Source organism: Ferrovum sp. JA12, from assembly GCF_001431705.1.
Taxonomy (GTDB): Bacteria; Pseudomonadota; Gammaproteobacteria; order Burkholderiales; family Ferrovaceae; genus PN-J185.
Genome location: NZ_LJWX01000001.1, coordinates 468,495 through 489,191, shown reverse-complemented (window position 1 = coordinate 489,191; position 20,697 = coordinate 468,495). Strand labels below are relative to the sequence as shown.

General features: G+C 41.4%; 14 protein-coding genes and 1 pseudogene. 5 read left to right on the top strand and 10 right to left on the bottom strand.

All coding sequences use genetic code 11. From position 1 onward, the window contains the following. The first annotated feature begins 202 nt into the window (after positions 1-202). The 3 genes from glnA (at position 203) to ntrC (ending at position 4,226) form a co-directional block, all read left to right on the top strand. On the top strand, positions 203-1,612 hold the full coding sequence (gene glnA / locus FERRO_RS02595) for a type I glutamate--ammonia ligase (RefSeq protein WP_056929302.1): 1,410 nt from the start codon (positions 203-205) through the stop codon (positions 1,610-1,612). Between the two features lie 96 nt (positions 1,613-1,708). Continuing rightward, entirely contained in the window at positions 1,709-2,767 is a 1,059-nt protein-coding gene (glnL, locus tag FERRO_RS02590; protein WP_056929301.1) for a nitrogen regulation protein NR(II), read from the top strand. A 28-nt stretch (positions 2,768-2,795) separates the two neighbouring features. After that, entirely contained in the window at positions 2,796-4,226 is a 1,431-nt protein-coding gene (gene ntrC / locus FERRO_RS02585) for a nitrogen regulation protein NR(I) (RefSeq protein WP_056929300.1), read from the top strand. Here the strand turns inward: ntrC and xth are convergent. The 6 genes from xth to FERRO_RS02555 are packed head-to-tail and all read right to left on the bottom strand — an operon-like array spanning position 4,178 to position 10,211. After that, on the bottom strand, positions 4,178-4,960 hold the full coding sequence (gene xth / locus FERRO_RS02580) for an exodeoxyribonuclease III (RefSeq protein WP_056929299.1): 783 nt from the start codon (positions 4,958-4,960) through the stop codon (positions 4,178-4,180). The two genes, ntrC and xth, sit on opposite strands and share 49 nt — an antisense overlap. Further along, positions 4,961-6,982, bottom strand: coding sequence for a M3 family metallopeptidase (locus FERRO_RS02575; RefSeq protein WP_056929298.1), 2,022 nt, complete (start codon positions 6,980-6,982; stop codon positions 4,961-4,963). 6 nt (positions 6,983-6,988) lie between these two features. Beyond that, positions 6,989-8,272, bottom strand: a complete 1,284-nt coding sequence (locus FERRO_RS02570) for a dihydroorotase (protein WP_056929297.1) — start codon at positions 8,270-8,272, stop codon at positions 6,989-6,991. Beyond that, positions 8,269-9,240 carry an aspartate carbamoyltransferase catalytic subunit gene (locus FERRO_RS02565; protein WP_056929296.1) on the bottom strand — a complete coding sequence of 324 codons (972 nt, stop codon included), beginning with the start codon at positions 9,238-9,240 and terminating at the stop codon, positions 8,269-8,271. The genes FERRO_RS02570 and FERRO_RS02565 overlap by 4 nt, the downstream gene beginning before the upstream one ends. Next, a complete protein-coding gene (ruvX, locus tag FERRO_RS02560; protein WP_056929295.1) occupies positions 9,233-9,658 on the bottom strand; it encodes a Holliday junction resolvase RuvX in 426 nt (141 codons plus the stop codon). Before ruvX ends, FERRO_RS02565 begins: the two co-directional genes overlap by 8 nt. Continuing rightward, positions 9,651-10,211, bottom strand: coding sequence for a YqgE/AlgH family protein (locus FERRO_RS02555; protein ID WP_056929294.1), 561 nt, complete (start codon positions 10,209-10,211; stop codon positions 9,651-9,653). The genes ruvX and FERRO_RS02555 overlap by 8 nt, the downstream gene beginning before the upstream one ends. A 54-nt stretch (positions 10,212-10,265) precedes the next feature. On the opposite strand from FERRO_RS02555, the gene FERRO_RS02550 reads away from it, so the two are divergent. Continuing rightward, positions 10,266-11,699: a cryptochrome/photolyase family protein gene (locus FERRO_RS02550; protein WP_056929293.1), complete on the top strand. Its 1,434-nt coding sequence runs from the start codon at positions 10,266-10,268 to the stop codon at positions 11,697-11,699. Here FERRO_RS02550 and FERRO_RS02545 read toward each other — a convergent pair. The 4 genes from FERRO_RS02545 to metH are packed head-to-tail and all read right to left on the bottom strand — an operon-like array spanning position 11,696 to position 19,311. Beyond that, positions 11,696-12,400 (bottom strand): energy transducer TonB, encoded by a 705-nt coding sequence (locus FERRO_RS02545; RefSeq protein ID WP_056929292.1) that lies wholly within the window; start codon positions 12,398-12,400, stop codon positions 11,696-11,698. The genes FERRO_RS02550 and FERRO_RS02545 overlap by 4 nt on opposite strands. A 3-nt stretch (positions 12,401-12,403) precedes the next feature. After that, positions 12,404-14,233, bottom strand: a complete 1,830-nt coding sequence (locus FERRO_RS02540; RefSeq protein WP_056929291.1) for a ribonuclease catalytic domain-containing protein — start codon at positions 14,231-14,233, stop codon at positions 12,404-12,406. Next, complete coding sequence (mpl, locus tag FERRO_RS02535; RefSeq protein WP_056929290.1) at positions 14,230-15,594, bottom strand: UDP-N-acetylmuramate:L-alanyl-gamma-D-glutamyl-meso-diaminopimelate ligase; 1,365 nt, start codon at positions 15,592-15,594, stop codon at positions 14,230-14,232. Before mpl ends, FERRO_RS02540 begins: the two co-directional genes overlap by 4 nt. A 3-nt stretch (positions 15,595-15,597) precedes the next feature. Beyond that, positions 15,598-19,311, bottom strand: a complete 3,714-nt coding sequence (gene metH / locus FERRO_RS02530; protein ID WP_056929289.1) for a methionine synthase — start codon at positions 19,309-19,311, stop codon at positions 15,598-15,600. 520 nt (positions 19,312-19,831) lie between these two features. Here metH and FERRO_RS09915 point away from each other — a divergent pair. Further along, positions 19,832-20,670, top strand: a pseudogene (locus FERRO_RS09915) (IS3 family transposase). Positions 20,671-20,697: the final 27 nt, after the last annotated feature.

Below are 20,697 nucleotides of genomic sequence, written 5' to 3'. Positions count from 1 at the left end.
AATATTGAAAACAATGCTTTATCTTGGTGCAAATCAGTTTGCTTAGGCTATTTTAAGTGCCTGTAAAAGTGAAAGAATGCTAATATTATTGCTTGGCATACAAAGTGCTTAACATAAAACTAGGATTCAGAGTCGTTAATAATTGTTGTTTATAAACACATTGAATTAATGGCTCCACAGATTAACCAACTAGGAGATGAAAATGGCAGTTCAAAAGATCATGCAAATGATTAAAGAAAACGAAGTTCAGTTTGTTGATTTTCGTTTTACTGATACCCGCGGTAAAGAACAACATGTATCTGTTCCCGTTAGCGCTTTTGACGAGAGTAAGTTTACTGAAGGTCACGCATTTGACGGATCTTCCATTGCTGGTTGGAAAGGTATCCAAGCCTCAGATATGTTACTTATGCCCGATCCCAGCACAGCCAATATTGATCCATTCATGGATGAAACCACCTTACTTTTAACTTGTGACGTCATTGAACCATCCGATGGTAAAGGTTATGATCGTGACCCCCGCTCCATTGCTAAACGTGCAGAAGCTTACTTAAAATCAAGCGGTATCGGTGATGTGGCTTATTTTGGTCCTGAACCCGAATTTTTTATTTTTGATTCTGTTAACTGGCATGTAGACATGTCAGGTTGCAGTGTCAGAATCCAAACTGAAGAAGCTCCTTGGTCCTCCGCCAAAGAATATGAGGGCGGTAATATGGGGCATCGCCCTGCTGTAAAAGGAGGTTATTTTCCAGTTCCACCCGTTGACTCCCTGCAAGACATTCGCTCTGCTATGTGCCTTGCCCTAGAGGATATGGGTGTGCCTGTTGAGGTCCATCATCATGAAGTTGCCGCTCCCGGCCAATGTGAAATTGGTACTAAATTTGCCCCACTGGTCCAACGCGCAGATTGGACACAGATTTTAAAATATGTAGTCCATAACGTTGCTCATTCTTATGGCAAAACAGCTACTTTTATGCCTAAACCCATCGTTGGCGACAATGGCTCTGGGATGCATGTACACCAATCCGTATGGAAAGACGGGAAAAACCTTTTCGCTGGTAATGGCTATGCCGGACTCTCTGAGTTTGCTCTGTATTATATCGGCGGGATTATCAAACACGCTAAAGCACTCAATGCTTTGACTAACCCTAGCACAAACTCTTACAAACGCTTAGTGCCAGGCTTTGAAGCCCCAGTAAAACTAGCTTATTCTGCGCGTAACCGTTCTGCAGCAATTCGTGTTCCTTTTGTTCAAAGTGACAAAGCACGTCGTGTTGAGGTTCGCTTTCCTGATCCAACTGCTAACCCATACTTTGCTTTTTCAGCCATGTTAATGGCAGGTTTAGATGGTGTACAAAACAAAATTCACCCAGGTGAGGCTTCTGACAAAGATCTTTATCATCTCTCTCCAGAGGAAGATGCAAAGATTCCAGCACCCGCTGCATCCTTAGAGGAAGCATTAGAAGCGTTGGATAAAGATCGTGAGTTCTTAACCCGTGGCGGTGTTTTCTCAAATGAAATGATTGATGCCTATATTGCATTAAAAATGGAAGAGGTAACATTGTTCCGTATGACTACACACCCTCTAGAATTCCAGATGTACTACAGTCTGTAAGGTAATTGTCCCTGGCTCAATAAGGGATAGTCTTGATGCTCACTAAACCCGCAATTTAGCTATAACTGGATTGCGGGTTTTTTTACTGATTTAATAATGAAAAACGAAGACTTTAAAGGACTTGATTTGATAACCACTGCGGTTATCGTTCTAAACCAACAACTCACCATTATGTTTATTAATACCGCAGCTGAAGATCTTTTTGCGGTTAGTCGCAAGAATCTATTTAATCACCATCTAGATCATCTTTTGCTAGATATTGAACGTCTTTTAGAAGACTGCCGTTTATCGCTAGAAAAAAAAATGGGCTTCATCGAGCATGAGTGGTCGTTTAATTCTATTTCCCATGTCAAACATATATTAAGCTGTACCGGCACACCACTTGATGATCAATGCTCTGGCATTCTTCTAGAGTTTCGCCCCATTAATCAACGGGTCCGTATAGAAAAAGAAGAAAAAATTATTCAAGACCAAGAAGTAAATCGGCAGCTTGTACGTAACCTGGCCCATGAAATTAGAAATCCGTTAGGTGGTATTAAAGGTGCTGCGCAACTACTTGAAAAAGAATTACATCAAACAGAATTAAAAGAATATACCCAAGTAATTAAAAACGAAACGGATCGATTGCAACTTCTTTTAGATAGAATGTTAAGTCCTAACAGTCGTCTGCACCAAACTGTCCCACTTAACATTCATGAAGTCTTAGAGAGAGTTCGTAGTGTTACGCTGGCTGAGTTTCCACAGCGATTAAGTATTTATCGAGACTATGACACAAGTATCCCTGAGTTTCTCGCAGATCGGGAGCAACTCATTCAAGCTATCCTTAATATCGTCAGAAATGCTGCGCAAGCCATTCAACATCATGGAGTTATTCGTTTACAAACCCGTATACTCCGGCAAATCACCCTAGCTAAAAAACGCTATAAACTAGGTATCGTTGTTAAAATTATCGACAACGGTCCTGGGATTCCACCACCACTTCAACCCCGTATATTTCAACCACTGGTATCAGGTCGTGAGGGTGGAACGGGGTTAGGTTTAATGTTGGCACAGAATTTGATTAGTCAACATCATGGAATGGTTGAGTTTGAAAGTCGGCCAGGATTTACCTGTTTTGATTTAATACTTCCGATTACCGAAACGGAATACAACTGAAATCGACTATGGCACAATAAGGATTAATATGAAACCTGTATGGATAGTAGATGATGATCGTTCAATACGATGGGTATTTGAAAAAGCACTAACTCGAGAGAATATTGCTTATAAAACCTTTTCATCTGCTCCTGAGGCTCTCGAAGCCCTAGAGGACCAACAACCACAAATAGTGGTGAGTGATATCAGAATGCCTGGTAACTCAGGATTAACTTTACTAGAAAAACTAAAACAACATTATCCAAACCTACCCGTTATCATTATGACCGCCTACTCTGACCTCGAAAGTGCTGTGAGTGCTTTTCAAGGAGGAGCTTACGAATACTTACCTAAACCCTTTGATGTGGATCATGCTATAGAATTAATTAGAAGAGCTATTAATGAGAGCACTGATCTCGAAAATACAATCATTGATGAATGCCTAACACCAGAAATCCTGGGTCAAGCCCCTGCCATGCAAGAGGTTTTTAGGGCAATCGGTCGCTTATCCCAATCTACTGCAACAGTTTTGATTACAGGAGAGTCAGGGACCGGTAAAGAATTGGTGGCACGCGCCCTACATCGACATAGTCAAAGAGCTAATAAGCCTTTCATTGCAATCAATACTGCTGCAATTCCCAAAGAACTCTTAGAATCAGAGCTCTTTGGTCATGAAAGAGGAGCCTTTACCGGAGCTAACACACTCCGTAAGGGACGTTTTGAGCAAGCGGAAGGTGGCACTCTATTTCTAGATGAAATAGGAGACATGCCCTCTGATCTACAAACGCGATTACTCCGGGTTTTATCCGATGGTCATTATTACCGCGTGGGAGGGCAAGCGCCCATCCAAAGTCATGTACGAATTATTGCTGCTACCCATCAAAACCTAGAACAACGAGTTAATGACGGACTTTTTAGAGAGGATTTATATCACCGACTCAACGTAATTCGTATTCGTATTCCATCACTGCACGATCGACGTGATGATATTCCACTCTTAGCACGTTATTTTTTACAAAAGAGTGCTCGCGAACTACAAGTGGAAACCAAGCGTTTCACAGACAGCGCTATGGCGTTCTTGAAAAATTTGCCATGGCGCGGTAATGTTAGACAATTAGAAAATCTATGCCACTGGGTTAGCGTCATGGCCCCCGGTGTCTCGGTGGACACGGCTGATTTACCTGAGGATATCAAAACTATCTCTGCCAATGACTCCAACGAAAAAGATATTAACGGTACAACAAACTGGCAAAATGCCCTAAAACATGAGGTAACTTCCTCGCTTGCTCAAGGCGAACAGAGAATTTTAAATCGTCTTGTTACTGACTTTGAGCGAATATTAATTGAACAGGCTCTCATTCATACCGCAGGGAAAAAAATTGAGGCAGCTCATTTGTTAGGTTGGGGAAGAAATACACTGACCCGAAAAATTCAAGAACTGGGGTTAGAAGAAGATAAGTCCACAAATAGTGGGGCATGATCCGAGGGTCGCTCATTACCTCTGGGATTAATGTCCACCTCACAAGCTAATAACGCCGGCACGAGGGCTTGACTCACCAAGATATGATCAATTCTTAACCCCATTTTACGTTTAAAAGCGTTCATCCTATAATGCCACCAAGTAAACCCAGAAAGATCCGGATGACAATGTCGAAAACCATCCACCAATCCTAAACTGAGCAGTTCTTGAAAAGCCTGACGCTCCAAATCAGTACACAATACCTCATCTTGATAGACCTTGGGGTCATAAACATCCATATCACTTGGAGCAATATTAAAATCACCTAAAATGATTAATTTTTCATGGGTCACCAATTGCTTTTTTAAGTACTCATTAAGCTCTTTAAACCACTTTAACTTATATTGATATTTGTCTGAGATAACTGACTCACCGTTTGGGCAATAAGCACTGATAACCCTCACTGTATTGATGTTGGCGGCTACAACTCGCTGCTGGGGATCGTCAAATCGGGGAATACCTACTTCAACGGAGGAGAGTTCATGACGACTTAATATCGCAACACCATTATAAGTTTTTTGGCCAGCCAGTGCTGCGTGATAACCCAAATCGCTAAAGTAGCTCAGTGGAAACTGACTGGTTTCACACTTAAGTTCTTGTAAACATAATACATCAGGTGCAGTGTTATGGATCCATTCACCCACTTGCTCCATACGGACTTTAATCGAATTGACATTCCAGGTGGCTATACGCATTTAAGCCATACCATGGTGTCTTAATAGGGCATCAATGGTTGGTTCTCGTCCACGAAACGCAACAAAAGAGTCTAAGGCGGACCTTGATCCGCCTTTAGCCAATATCTCTTCACGAAAATGATGACCAATGGTGGCGTTCAACACACCGTGTTCCTCAAATAAAGAGTAGGCATCCGCTGAGAGAACCTCAGCCCATTTATAACTGTAATAGCCTGCGGCATAACCTCCAGCAAAAATGTGACTAAAACCATGGGGAAACCGATGCCAATGAGGGGGTTGGATAACCGCCACTTGTTTACGAATACTCTCAAGCACTTGCAGAGGAGACTGGTTGGCTAATAAACCACAGTGAATTTGCATATCAAACAATGAAAACTCAATTTGACGAACAGTTTGCATTCCACTTTGGAAATTTTTTGCTTGTATCATGCGCTCAAATAGTGCTTTAGGTAAATGTTCACCCGTCTCTATATGCCCGGTCATTTCTTTTAATACATCCCACTCCCAGCAAAAGTTTTCCATAAACTGACTGGGGAGCTCCACTGCATCCCATTCCACACCATGGATACCGGAAACTGATAGATCATCAATTTCTGTTAACAAATGATGAAGTCCATGGCCAAACTCATGAAATAAGGTAATAACCTCATCATGGGTAAACGTTGCAGGTTTGTTGGCCACTGGCGAGGAGAAGTTACAGGTAAGATAGGCCACAGGAATAGTCCAATCATCACCACCACGACGACGACGTGTGATAACTTCATCCATCCATGCTCCACCACGCTTTCCTGTGCGCGCGTAAAGATCAATATAAAACTGCCCAACTGTTTGTTGTTGTTGATTAACCAGTGAATAGAATCTTACGTCCTGATGCCAAACTGGCGTACTCTCAGGGATGACTGACAGACCATACAATTTATGAATGACCCGAAATAATCCTGCCAAAACTTTATCCTCAGGAAAATAGTTTTTTACCTCAAGATCTGAAAAGTCATAACGCTTGATCCTCAGCTTCTCAGACACGTACGCTACATCCCAGGGCATCATCTCCTCTATAGCGCATTGCTGTGATGCAAAAGCCACTAAATCTTGCCAGTCCTGTAAAGCATAAGGTTTGGCTTTCATGGCCAGATCCTTAAGAAAATCCATGACTTCCTCTGCTGATTTAGCCATTTTGCTCTCAAGAGACAATTCTGCATAATGTTTAAAACCCAATAAAGCAGCCTGTTGAGCACGCCAATCTAGAATATTAGCAATAAGATGAGTATTATCCCATTCAGGTTTGCCAAATTCTGACGCGCGCGTTGCATAGGCATAATACAGTGTTTCACGCAGTGCTCTTGAGTGAGCATATTGCATGACCGGTAAATAACACGGAGCATGCAAAGTTAACAGATAACCTGACTGATGACTTTTTTGAGCTAAATCACGTGCAGTACTAATCACATCATCAGGTAAGCCCAATAACAGATCATCATCCGTGACAAGGTAAGTATATTCATTCATAGTATCTAGCAAATTTTGCTCAAACTTAGCAGCCGCTTCGGCCAGATCATTCTCTAGCTTTAAAAAGGTAGATTTCTCCGCCTCTGAAAGCTCTGCCCCTCCTAATCTAAAATCTCTTAACTCGTTTTCTACAATTTTTTGTCGCACAGAGGTGAGTTGATTAAAGTCCTCACTTGACTTTAAACATTTAAAACCCTCATAAAGTCTCTGGTGTTGAGCTAACCTAGCCCAATACTCCGTGATAATAGGCAAATTACGATTATAAGCATCACGTAATTCTGGAGTGTTAACCACAGAATTCAAATGAGCCACCTGACCCCATGCACGAGACAGTTCCTCATTAGCTTTTTCTAAAGGCCAAACAAAGTTCTCCCAAGTGGGTGCATGACTTTGCTCTAACACTTCTGCCAACGCATGCTGGCATCGTTCGATTAATTCTTTAATGGCTTCATCAACGTGCGTGGGTTGAATTTGGTCAAATTTGGGTAACCCAGAGAAGTCTAATAATGGATTCATTTGTATTTAAGCTCTTGCATCTTCGTAAATTAAAAAACCACCGATAATGGTATGGGATACTTTTCCTAATAGAGGACGGTTCACAAATGGCGTATTTTTGCCCTGACTTTTAAGTATTTCTGGGGTCACCCACCATTCTCTTTCAGGATCAAAAACACATATATCGGCCTGCTCGCCTACGCTGATCTTACCCGCAGAAATGCCTAAAATCTCAGCTGGGCGAGAAGTCACACGACTCAACGCCTGAGGAAGAGGAATTTTCTCCTCATTACACCATTTGAGAGTTAAGGGAAGTAAGAGTTCCAGGCCCGTTGCTCCCACCTCTGAAGCTTGAAATGGAAGTTGTTTAACATCTTCATCCACGGGTGAGTGATCTGATACGAGAACGTCAATAATGCCTTCTTTTAATCCTTGTCGTAGTGCTTCCTTGTCCTCTATACTCCTTAGTGGGGGAATTAAATGACAGTTAGAGTCAAAGTAACTGATGTCATGTTCTGTTAAGTGTAAGCTATTAATAGATACATCAGCAGTAATGGGTAATCCTTCCTCTTTCGCTTGTTTAATTAATCTTACTGCCTTAGCTGTTGAGATGCGGCATAAATGAATTCGTGCTCCTGTTTCTCTCATTAATTCTATGATGGTGTGAATTGCGACACTTTCTGCACAACTTGGTATAACCGGGAGGCCTAAACGGTTAGCCACCTCTCCATCATGGGCTACCCCTCCTTTAGATAAGTAAGGATCCTGGGGTTGTAGCCATACTGAAAAACCAAAGGTAGCCGCATAATCCATAGCTCTTAAGAGTACCTGCTTATCAGCAATCAATTGATTAGCTTGGGAAAATCCAATACAACCTGCTTCTTTTAGCTCACCCATTTCCGTCAGACGCTCACCTTTTAATTGCATGGTTAACGCCCCCAAAGGATAGACGTTGGTCTGATTTTTACCCTTAGCTCGATGTTTGAGCATTTCAACCAAGCCCGGCTCATCTAATGGGGGATCTGTATCAGGAGGGCACACAAGAGAAGTCACACCTCCTGCGCTAGCTGCCAGCATCTCACTCTCGAGGGTAGCCAAATACTCAAAACCAGGTTCTCGCAAACGTGCTGATAAATCCACTAGTCCTGGAATAATAAATTTTTCGTGGGCATCAATAATACGATTAGGAACAAAACCCTGTGGTGCTTTATCAATTGATATGATTTTTCCTGCTGCAATAAACAAGTCTGCCGCAAGAACAGTTTGGTTGTGAGGATCGATGATTTTCCCTCTAGTTATCTGGATTTTCATATACTCTTCTCCGCACCGGTATTACCCACTAAGATCGACATGACTGCCATACGCACTGCAATGCCAAAAGTAACCTGTGACAAAATCACTGATTGAGCCCCATCGGCCACCTCAGAATCGATCTCTACACCACGATTCATTGGTCCAGGATGCATCACAATAGCATCTGGTTTTGCATACATCAGTTTATCTCGGGTTAATCCATAAAACTTAAAGTATTCGTCACGACTAGGTAACAGTGCACCATTCATCCGCTCATTTTGCAGACGTAACATAATCACCACATCCACTCCTTTTAAGCCCTGTACCATGTCATGAAAAACATGTACCCCCATTCTTTCGACATTTCTGGGAAGGAGTGTTTTTGGGCCAATAATACGTACTTCTGATACACCTAAGGTAGTCAGGGCATGAATTTGTGAACGTGCCACACGCGAATGCAATACATCGCCCACAATGGCAACTTTTAACTGATTAAAATTACCTTTGTAATGACGAATAGTGTACATATCAAGCAAAGCTTGAGTAGGATGCGCGTGACGACCATCACCTGCGTTGATAACATGGATATTAGGGGCCACGTGATTAGCAATTAAGTGTGCCGCACCGCTATCAGCATGACGCACCACAAACATATCAGCCTGCATAGCAGATAAATTGTCTACTGTATCAAGTAATGTCTCTCCCTTACTTTGACTAGAAGCGCTAACATTCAAATTAATAACGTCGGCGGATAAACGTTTTGCCGCAATCTCAAAGGTGGTTCTTGTTCTGGTGGATGGCTCAAAAAATAAATTAAACACTGATTTGCCTTGCAAAACAGGAACCTTTTTAATTTCCTGGTGAGCAACATATTCATAAGACTTTGCTGTATCTAATATTTGATAGAGTATCGCCGGAGGTAGCCCTTCAATGGTTAGCAAATGTTGAAGTTGTCCTGCTTGATTTAACTGAATATTTTTATTCATTACCTAGAGACTCCATATAGCTCTGTAGAATAATTGCAGCAGCTTGTGCATGCTGCATGAGGTTCCTGTCCTTGACTTTCATACCACGCTCTTTCATGATTAAATCTGCTTCAAGGGATGTATAACGCTCATCAATTAATGTGGTTTTGATTCCAGTTAATTGTTCCAACTGTTGAGCAAATTGACGACACTCCTGGCTCAAAGGCTGTTCGTTACCCTCTTTATCCAAAGGAAGTCCTACCACTAACAGTACGGGATCCCAATTCTTTGTAATGGCTAATGCCTGATTCAATCGTTCACGATAACCAGTGGTTTCTATAGTTTGTAGTGGCCTTGTGGAGTTGAGCGTCGCTTCACCAATCGCCACCCCTGTATAACGTAACCCAAAATCAAACGCCAGTAGCGTCCCCCTAGGCATGTCCCGCCTCACCGCTTAGCATAGACAAATCAAAACCTAATAATTGCACCGCTGCGTTAAATCGCTGTTGCACAGGCACTTTAAAAATAATCTCCAAATTAGCTTCAACAGTTAACCAGCTATTAAGTTTAATTTCTTCCTCTAGTTGACCCGCCTCCCAGCCAGCATACCCCAAAGTGATAAATACTTGCTCTGCGCCAGCACCCTTAGCAATATCTTCTAAGATATCTTTCGATGTGGTTAATGCCAGTTGATCGTTTATTTTCAAACTGGAGCGCCATTCACCCACTGGCGAATGCAGTACAAACCCCCTATCCGTTTGAACTGGGCCGCCCAAATGGACAAAACCCTCTACAGAATCAGGGTGTTCTAACGGCACTTCAATTTGATTAAATAACTGAACCAAGGTAATGTCTGTAGGTCTGTTGATGACAAGACCTAAGGCGCCTTGCTCATTGTGGCGACAGATATAAGTAAGGGTTCCTGAAAAATTAAGATCCTGCATGGCAGGCATGGCGATAAGAAAATGATTGGTTAAATTTACCGTTGTCATGCTAATGATTATCTCATAAGTCATAAGAATTCGATGACGTTTTACGGGTGAAAAATGCAAAGCACACAAGTTAACTCTTTAAAAAAAGCACTGTTTTGGTTCCGTCGAGACCTACGTTTATATGACAATCGTGGTTTAAGCTATGCTCTGAACAATTTTCACAATGTCTACTGTGTCTTCGTATTTGACAGAAATATTCTTGATCAACTACCCAACAAACAAGATCGTCGAGTAGAGTTTATCTGGCGCTCACTTGAAGAGCTAAAACACAACTTAATCGCCCATGGCGGAGATTTAATTATAGTTGACGGTTTCCCAACCAACATTATTCCTCAATTGGCACAACAACTATCAGTAGATGCCGTGGTGACAAATCATGACTATGAACCTTACGCGAGACAAAGAGATAAGGCTATTGAAGAAAATCTACAGGTGAGCAATATCAAGCTATTCACTTTTAAAGACCACGCAGTTTTCGAAAAGGAAGAAGTTCTGACAGCACAAAAGAAGCCCTATACTGTTTTCACTCCCTACAAGAATAATTGGTTAAAACAACTATCAGCTGAGCACTATAGCTTAGAAGAAGTAGATTTCTCTCATCTTGCAAAATCTAATCTTATTAATTACGTAATACCGACTTTGACTGATCTTGGTTTTATGTCAACTAACTTAACTGAGTTAAAGATTATTGCTGGAGAGTCGGGTGCAAGGAATCTACTCAAGGAATTTATACCCAGGATGCCCTATTACCATGAACGTAGAGATTTTCCGGGCATTAGGGGTGTTTCTTATTTATCCGTTCATTCCAGATTTGGTACGATATCTGTTAGAGAGTTAGTCAGACAGGCACTTCAACTAAATAACCAAGGATCCGCAAGCTGGTTAAATGAACTGATTTGGCGCGATTTTTATTTTTCTATTCTTTGGCATTTTCCGCATGTTACAAAAGGAGCCTTCAAAAAGGAATGGGATAAGTTAATGTTTGAAAATAACCCTACATGGTTTACAGCATGGTGTACTGGAAATACGGGCTACCCTATTATTGACGCCGCCATGAGACAACTGATACAAACTGGGTTTATGCATAACCGTTTGCGAATGATCAGCGCTTCTTTTCTGGTAAAAGACTTACAAATTGATTGGCGCTGGGGAGAGTCTTTTTTTAGTGTGCATTTAAATGATTTTGATCTGTCTGCCAACAATGGTGGATGGCAATGGTCTGCCTCCACTGGTTGCGATGCACAGCCATGGTTTAGAATTTTTAATCCCATTGCCCAATCGGAGAAGTTTGATAGTGAAGGGGGTTTTATTAAACGCTATTGTCCTGAGTTAAAGAGTATCCCATCTACCAAAATTCATAGCCCATGGCTGTTATCGGAGTTCGAGCAACAACAATATCACTGCCTCATTGGGATAGATTATCCAGCGCCTATAGTCGATCATAAGATAGCTAGAGAGAAAACACTGGCTCTTTATAAGATGATCTAATGACTAATAACTGACTCATCAGTTTGTCTAAAGACAAAGGTTCTGGTAATTCTGACCTCATCTGTGATGGCCTTCATGGTCTCTGAAAAAGGAGGGAAAGGGTCGCAAAGACGAATAATGTTGATAGCAGCCTGATCCAGAGCAATGACCCCGGAGCTTCTTAAAACCAGTAATTCTTGAATATGTCCGTTACTGTCTATAACTACGCTGACTCTTACATTTCCAGATAAAGGATTACCGTTAACTGGTGCGGGATAATTCACAGAACCAATTCTTTCCACTTTACCTCTAAAATCATTCTCATACTGCTGAATAACAGCATATTGATTATTAATACTATTTATAATTCTTTTAGTACCTACTCTCTCTGCCTCCAAGTGCTTAGCCATGTCTAAACTTTGCGTAATTAAATCTTTATGATCATTAATCGGGCTTTTTTTGAGACCCACGACAGGCAAAACAATATCTTTCTTTTTAAACCTTGTTATGTCTTTTGATGCTAAGGAGGGTTGAATATTAGGCTCTTTAGGGGGCACTAAATTCTCCGAAAACCAGGTTAAATTAACAGGGGCTTGTGTGTCAGAAAAGGGAAGAGTATTAATCTGAGGTAAGGGGTATTGAGATAAAAAAAACCATAATATACAGATATGAATAACCAGTGATAGTAATAATACCCATAAGAAAGTGGTTTTTTTTACCATAGATTACTGTACTAACTCACATTGGCAGGTGAGTTGCCATAAATCAATGGCACTGATTTTAATAGAATAAATCTCCCCTAATACTAGCTTATCCACTCCTTTAACAGACAACACTAAAGGTAAACCCTTAAGTCTTACGTTGGTTTCCCTAAGTGCTGTAGCTTGCCACTGGATAATATTTTCCTGCAGTAGCCACCGTAGCGACCAATACTTTTCCATCATTCTCTGAAAATCTAAATATATTCCATAGGTCACATCAAAGGATCTGTTTATATCGGTAAACTCATTACTATTTATAAAACAGTTTTCTAACCGATTATTAATAAGATTTAATAGTTGCCATTGATTAACCAAGTCCACATAACGACGCAATGGAGAACTAGTCCAAGCATACCTCTTTAACCCTAACCCTTTATGGGCTTTGGCCTCAGTACTCATATAGGTTTTACCATTTTCTTGAACTCTAAAGAGTCCAGTGAGCTCACTCTCTGCTAATAACTGTGCCCAGTGACTATTCACCTCAATCATAAGTTCTGCCACCAAGGTGTCTAGGGAAGAGCCTCTAGGTCTTTGGGTGATGCTTATGCGATCCTCTGTTACCACAAAATCATAATCAATATATTGTGTTTGTGGTCTGTCGTTCACACCACGGTTACTGGCAATTTTCCGGGCAAAATACAATAATATTTGTAATGGATGTTGGTAGGGATGCTGTGCGACCACGTCTCCTTCTAAAAAGTAAGGCTGTAATTCATGAAGCCTTAAATTATCTTCAATCCATATTTTTTCAATCTTGGTTATTCTGTCTGTAATCTCAAAACTTTGTTTATCCACTGTCAGATAACAAGACAAACAAGGATTCCAGTTTTTTTCTTTTAAGCTAAAACAATCAATCACCACTTGCGGCAACATAGCAATTTTATTACCAGGCATATATACCGTAGATAGTCGCTGTCGGGCATATTGCGACAAGGGCGAGTCTGGATCGATACCTAAAGCTGGAATAGCAATATGGATACCCACTTGCCAATGGTATTGATCGTGCTCGGTGAGACTAAAGGCATCATCTATTTCAGTAGTAAAGGCATCATCAATACTAAAACCAAGTACTGTTGCCTCAGGGAGTGGCTGTAGTATTTTTTCTTTATCAAAGGCAGGCAATGAAATTTCAGGAATAATATGATCATGTATAAATTTTTGCGTAAAAAACTCATGGCTGTCACTTAACAGACCACAAAAAGTGACCAACTCTGGCAATGACATATTTAATTCATTAGCAATAAATTCAGCTGTCTTGTACTCCCAAGTATTCTTATCTGGTTTATATAAAATTGTTTGGTAATGGGATTTCAACCAATCAGGAGTGTCTCCTTGTTGAATTTGATGAAGAGACAGTTGTTTTTGTTCTTCTTGAAGCCTTTTCTTTTCAAGACCAAACAAGGCGGCTTTTAAGTTCTCATCGGAGGCTCTTCTAAATTGACCTCGGCCACGCTTATAAAAATAAATTGGTGCATGAAATAAAGCTAAATAAAAGGAAGCTAACTCAAGGCTATTAGGTAAGCGACCCAAATATTCTTTACCTAATTCTTTGACATCTATTGTATCGCCAGTTGTTGAAACCTCCCAGAGTAATTGCACATCTAGTTCTTTTTGTAGCTCTTTTGCTTGAGCTAGGAATTGCTCAAGTGGAGTAAATTCAAATTCAAAAATAACCGCCTGGCGTTTAATCTTAACTCTTTTACCAAATGGGGTTTCTACCATTAAGCTCGATTCAGATGGCGTTAAAATTGTTGCAACTCTAAGCTCTCCCTCGTCCTCATAAAAAACATTCATGATTGTAGGGCACTTAAAATACGTTGATGTATACCGCCAAAGCCACCATTACTCATTACGAGAATATGGTCACCTGGTTTTGCTTGTACACAGATTTGATCCACTAAATGATCTAACTTGTCACTTGTTATCAATTTTGTTTTTAATGGATTGAGTGCACTTTCTATATCCCATCCTAAATTAGCGCTATAGACAAAGATATAATCAGCCTCTGCCAGGCTAAGAGGTAGACTTTCTGCCCAAACCCCTTGCCTCATCGTATTTGAACGAGGTTCAATAACCGCTAGAATTCTTTGCTCTTTTACTTTTTCTCTTAGTCCTGAGATCGTGGTGGCGATAGCAGTTGGATGGTGGGCAAAGTCATCATAAACCGTAATATGATTGACTGTACCCTTGACTTCCATTCGTCTTGCTATACCCTTAAAGCGCTCTAAACCCATGCTTATTTCATCAATGGTTAATCCTATCACTGACAAAGCAGTGACCACAGCGCGGGCATTGGCCTCGTTATGAACACCCAATAAACTCCATGGAACAATTTTCTTTGTACCTGATAGTTGATGCACTATGGTTATTTGCCCATCATGAGTAGAAATTGTATAGGGACCTTCTTTAGCAAACGGTATCAAATGAGACCATGTACCCTGTGCAATGACGTCTAAAATATTACTATCTCCATCATTATAAATAATAGAACCTTTAGCAGGGACTGTTCTCAGAAGATGACAAAACTGGGTTTTAATGGCTTCAAGATCTTTAAAAATATCAGCATGATCAAATTCAAGATTATTTAAGATAGCTATTTCCGGATGATAATGTATGAACTTTGAGCGTTTATCAAAAAAAGCGGTGTCATATTCGTCAGCTTCAATGACAAACCAAGGTTTTTCTTGGGTATTGCTAAAGTATTGAGGTAGTCGTGCGGAAACATTTAAATTATGGGCCACCCCACCAATTAAAAAACCCGGGGCGTAACCTGCATGGTCCAGTATCCATGCAGCAAGTGAGGTAGTAGTAGTTTTACCATGGGTCCCAGCAATAGCCAGCGTACGACAATGTTTCAATATATGTTCAGACAGCCATTGTGGCCCTGATGTGTAGTCCAAATCATTATCAAGAATAGCTTCCATTAATGGATTGCCACGGCTCACCACGTTACCAACCACAAATAAATCAGGCTTTAAGTTAATTTGCTCAGCAGCAAAACCCTCAATCAGATAAATTCCTTGGGCCTTAAGCTGCGTACTCATGGGTGGGTAAACGTTCACATCACAGCCTGTGACCTCATGTCCCGCTTGTTTTGCCAATACCGCAATACCACCCATAAAGGTGCCACAGATACCTAAAATATGAATATGCATAAATTAATTGGATTTTTTGTAAGGATCATAACCTAAGTTAGGCGCTAACCAACGTTCGATTTCTTCAACAGTCATTGCTTTACGTTGAGCATAACTCTCAATCTGATCTCTATCCAGTTTGCCAACAGCAAAATAGCGACTTTGTGGATGAGAAAAATAAAAACCACTCACCGCAGCAGTGGGTAACATGGCAAAACTCTCTGTCAATATTATTTGAGCATTCTTTTCAACGTCAATTAGCTTAAATAACTGGTCTTTTTCTGTATGATCTGGACAAGCAGGGTATCCTGGAGCAGGACGAATACCCTGATATTTTTCAGCTATTAGATCTGCGTTAGTAAGTGCTTCCTCTGGCTCATATGCCCAAATCTCTTTACGAACATATTGATGGAGCCACTCTGCCGTGGCTTCAGCTAGTCGGTCTGCTAAGGCTTTTAACATAATGGAGTTGTAATCATCATGTTTCGACTCAAATTCCTCTAACTTCGCATCAATATCGAGGCCTGCGGTGACTGCAAAACAACCAAGGTAATCTTCTAAACCAGAAGATTGCGGCGCAACAAAATCGGCCAAACTATAATTAAATCTATCGGCAGCTTTCTGATTTTGTTGCCGTAAAAAATGAAAAGTAGTTAATAACTGGTGGTTTTCTGGGTCAAGTACAGCAACATCTTCGCCCTCATGCACAGCGCTTGCAGGAAAAATACCTACTACCGCTTTAGCGGTTAACCACTGCTCAGTTATGATTTCCTCTAACATCTTTTGACCATCATAAAACACTGACTTAGCAGACTCCCCTACAATGGGATCTGTCAGAATATCTGGAAACTTCCCAGACAGCTCCCAGGTTTGAAAAAAAGGTGCCCAATCTATGAATTCCACCAGTTCCTTAAGAGGAACTTGATCAAATACTGTAATACCTAATTTTTTTGGTTTGGGTGGGACATAGTTGTTCCAATCCACCATAAAACGATTTTTTTCTGCCTCAAGAAAAGGGACTAATGATCCTTGTCCCTTTTTAGATTCATGTTGCTGACGAATGCGCTGTGTATCTTCTTTAAGCTTTTCAATAAAAGGAGCCTTTAATTCGTCGCTAAGTAGCTGGCTACAAATACCTACCGCACGAGAGGCATCGGGTACGTAAATGGTAACACCACATGGGTAGTAGGGTTCAATTTTGACAGCGGTATGAACTCTTGAGGTTGTGGCACCGCCAATAAGAAGTGGAATAGAGAATCCCTCACGTTGCATTTCTCTTGCTACATGAGCCATTTCTTCAAGGGAAGGGGTGATTAATCCTGACAAACCGATGATATCAACTTTCTCTTCCTTTGCGGTTTGTAGGATTTTATCTGCGGGGACCATTACTCCCATATTCACTACTTCAAAGTTGTTACATTGCAAAACTACCGCTACAATATTTTTTCCGATATCGTGAACATCACCCTTTACCGTTGCAATTAAGATTTTCCCCTTAGAACGAGTATCGCCAGATCTCGCTTTTTCGGCCTCGATGTAAGGAATAAGATGAGCAACAGCTTGTTTCATTACGCGAGCAGACTTCACCACCTGCGGTAAAAACATTTTTCCTTCACCAAACAGATCGCCCACCACATTCATGCCATCCATCAGTGGACCTTCAATAACTTCAATGGGTAGCTTATACTGAAGGCGAGCCTCTTCAGTATCCTCAACGATCCAGTTAGTAATCCCTTTAATCAATGCGTGAGTTAATCTCTCCTGTACGGTTTTTTGGCGCCAACTCAAGTCTTCTGCCTGTGTTCTGGACTCACCTTTTACTTGACTGGCAAAAACAACCATCCTCTCAGAGGCATCATGTCTTCGGTTGAGAATAATATCCTCAACATGTTCGAGTAACTCCGGGGCAATTTCATTATAAACACCGAGTTGACCTGCATTAACAATACCCATGGTCATACCAGAACGTATGGCATGATATAAAAATGCTGTGTGAATTGCCTCTCTTACCGGTTCGTTCCCTCTGAAAGAGAAACTAACATTTGATACGCCACCACTTATTTTTGCATGAGGTAATGTCTGACGAATGATTCTAGTGGCTTCAATAAAATCCACGGCATAATTATTATGTTCCTCGATACCTGTTGCAATAGCGAAGACATTGGGATCAAAGATAATATCTTCCGGAGGGAAATCTAATTTCTCTCTTAGTAAATGATAGGAGCGCGTACAAATATCAACTTTTCTATCTAGGGTATCCGCCTGACCCAACTCATCAAAAGCCATGACAATCACGGCAGCACCATAACGCAAAACCAGTTTAGCTTTCTCTAGAAACGCTTCTTCCCCTTCCTTGAGACTGATTGAATTGACAATGGATTTACCTTGGACACATTTTAAACCGGTCTCAATTACTTGCCAGTCTGATGAATCAATCATGATTGGCACTCTTGAGATATCTGGCTCTGCCGCCACCAAATTCAAGAAACGCTTCATTGCCTCTTTGGAGTCCAACATGGCTTCATCCATGTTGATGTCAATGATCTGCGCGCCACTCTCCACTTGATTTCGAGCAACAGCTAACGCTGCATTAAAATCACCAGCTAAAATTAATCTCGAAAATGCTTTAGAACCCGTTACATTGGTTCTTTCTCCAACATTTACAAACAGTGAGTTGTCTGCAATATTCAGTGGCTCAAGTCCTGAGAGGCGTAACTCTGGTGTAATAGTTGGAATAACTCGCGGAGGGATATTGCGAATTGCCTCAACAATTGCCTTAATATGTGCTGGAGTTGTCCCACAACATCCCCCCACAATGTTAATAAAGCCAGACTCAGCAAACTCTTTTAGCAATCGTGCGGTAACTTGAGGACTCTCATCGTAACCTGATTCAGAGAGTGGGTTAGGGAGCCCTGCATTAGGGTGAGCGCTCACGTAAGTATCAGAAATACGAGCCATTTCCTCCACGTATGGACGCATTAATTCCGCGCCTAAAGCGCAATTTAACCCTATCGAGATAGGTTTAGCATGCTTTAGGGAGTTCCAAAATGCTTCCGTAGTTTGCCCGGTTAAGGTTCTTCCACTTTGATCTGTAATCGTGCCTGAAATCATGACAGGCAAACGCATAGCGTGCTGATCAAAATAACTTTCTATAGCAAAAACAGAGGCTTTTGCATTTAAAGTATCAAAAATTGTTTCCACTAGCAAAATATCAACGCCACCTGCCACTAATCCATCAATCGCTTCAAGATAGGTTTCAACTAGAGTATCAAAATCTACATTTCTATAACCGGGATCATTAACATCTGGTGAGATTGAAGCGGTTTTTGTGGTGGGACCAAGAACACCGGCAACAAATTTAGGTTGGTCTGGTTTTTTGGCCAAAAATTCATCCACCGCTTCTCGGGCTATAAGGGCGGCAGTTTTATTAATTTCATAGACCAAATCCTCCATATGATAATCAGCCATTGAGACACGATTAGCATTAAAGGTGTTGGTTTCAATAATGTCTGAACCCGCTTCAAGATAAGCCTGATGAATGGCTTTAATAATGTGTGGCTGCGTTAGAACTAAAAGGTCATTATTGCCTTTTAAATCATGCGCAAAATCCTGAAAACGATCGCCTCGGTAGTCTGCTTCAGTTAACTTATAGCCCTGAATCATGGTACCCATGGCGCCGTCAAGAAAAACAATTCTTTGCTTGAGTAGTTGTTGTAATAGAGTAGTTTTATTTTGCATAGCCAGCTATTTTACACGCTCTAGGCTATCTTTCAAAAACTACGATAGATATCGAGATAGGGGCGGCCAGTAGCTGGATGATCTCCTCCTTCACCACCGGGCATGCGGGTCCGCACCGGGCAGATCGAGTAATTGAGATTAAGTGAGACGTGACTTGCCGATGCGATAAAGTAGGCAATTGTCAGCACTTTGCGAATTGCGCACATACGATGGTGCCACGCGCGACGACTCAGCGCCGCCACGGATTGCACAACATTGGGCCGAGAAGCGCCGAATTTGAGCAGCTCCCGTTACAGAATCGTTACGCGTCGCTATGGCTTCAGATGAAGTACCCGCATCCTCCACCGCATCCACTCGTCGAGCTGTCGTCAGCCTGTGGGATTTGCGGCAGATTGAAGTAATCCTTCCACACTAGTACATAGCTCTGCAGTTGCTCGACCTATAGTGGTCTAATTTTCGTGGACACCTTGATAGGAGGATAATAGCTATCAGAGAGGGTTTGATGATGAATTAGAAACGTATATTTGATGATCATTACAAGGTTGAGGTTGTTCGAAGGATCCTTGATCAGGGACTTTCTGTTCCCCAGGTAAGTAAGAACCTAACAATTAGTGAATCTTCCATCAGGCGGTGGGTTGCTCAATATCAGACAGAGCTTCAGAGAAGTGCAGGTATCGGTTAACCATTAACTGAAGAGCAGCAACGAATTCGGCAACTTGAGCATGACAATCGTCAATTGCAACAGAATAATAAAATATTAAAAAAAGCGTCGACCTTCTTTGCCCGAGAACTGAGATGATTTACAAGATTGTTTCGTTGCTGAGAAAGGAGGCCGTACCTATACAGTCAGCATAACTTGCCGGTGTTTGAAAATGTACTGGCTAAACAATTTAACCCTGATCAAATGGATTAATCTTGAGTGTCTGATCTGACCTATGTTCGAACCCGGTCGGGCTGGTTATACTTAGTGGTAGTTTTTATCTAAATTGTAAGTAGGGTCGTAGGCTGGGCTATGGCCCGTCCATGCCCGCCGAGCTTGTCTGTTCGGCTCTACAGCGTGCGATTATGTCACGCAATCCTACACCTTGCCTTAGCGTGCATTCGAACTGTGGCAATTAATATGCCAAATTACTAAATAAGCATGGCTGGATTAGCCGTATGAGCCGCAAAGGTAACTGCTGGGATAATGCTGTGATGGAGCGTTTCTTCCTGAATCTCAAGACGGAGCGTATTTAGTAACGAGATTATACCAACCGGGGAGAGGCCATTCGAGACATTACTCAATACATTGTGGCGTTCTACAATACCAAGCGGTTGCATTCAACCTTGAGGTATCTGCCACCTACAATTTATAACTAGAGAGAAGTCACAAAAAACCCGTCAGAA

Bases quoted from the DNA above. Each gene is read 5' to 3' on its own strand.
- glnA (WP_056929302.1), top strand. From the start codon at position 203: ATGGCAGTTCAAAAGATCATGCAAATGATTAAAGAAAACGAAGTTCAG.
- glnL (WP_056929301.1), top strand. From the start codon at position 1,709: ATGAAAAACGAAGACTTTAAAGGACTTGATTTGATAACCACTGCGGTT.
- ntrC (WP_056929300.1), top strand. From the start codon at position 2,796: ATGAAACCTGTATGGATAGTAGATGATGATCGTTCAATACGATGGGTA.
- xth (WP_056929299.1), bottom strand. From the start codon at position 4,960: ATGCGTATAGCCACCTGGAATGTCAATTCGATTAAAGTCCGTATGGAG.
- FERRO_RS02575 (WP_056929298.1), bottom strand. From the start codon at position 6,982: ATGAATCCATTATTAGACTTCTCTGGGTTACCCAAATTTGACCAAATT.
- FERRO_RS02570 (WP_056929297.1), bottom strand. From the start codon at position 8,272: ATGAAAATCCAGATAACTAGAGGGAAAATCATCGATCCTCACAACCAA.
- FERRO_RS02565 (WP_056929296.1), bottom strand. From the start codon at position 9,240: ATGAATAAAAATATTCAGTTAAATCAAGCAGGACAACTTCAACATTTG.
- ruvX (WP_056929295.1), bottom strand. From the start codon at position 9,658: ATGCCTAGGGGGACGCTACTGGCGTTTGATTTTGGGTTACGTTATACA.
- FERRO_RS02555 (WP_056929294.1), bottom strand. From the start codon at position 10,211: ATGACAACGGTAAATTTAACCAATCATTTTCTTATCGCCATGCCTGCC.
- FERRO_RS02550 (WP_056929293.1), top strand. From the start codon at position 10,266: ATGCAAAGCACACAAGTTAACTCTTTAAAAAAAGCACTGTTTTGGTTC.
- FERRO_RS02545 (WP_056929292.1), bottom strand. From the start codon at position 12,400: ATGGTAAAAAAAACCACTTTCTTATGGGTATTATTACTATCACTGGTT.
- FERRO_RS02540 (WP_056929291.1), bottom strand. From the start codon at position 14,233: ATGAATGTTTTTTATGAGGACGAGGGAGAGCTTAGAGTTGCAACAATT.
- mpl (WP_056929290.1), bottom strand. From the start codon at position 15,594: ATGCATATTCATATTTTAGGTATCTGTGGCACCTTTATGGGTGGTATT.
- metH (WP_056929289.1), bottom strand. From the start codon at position 19,311: ATGCAAAATAAAACTACTCTATTACAACAACTACTCAAGCAAAGAATT.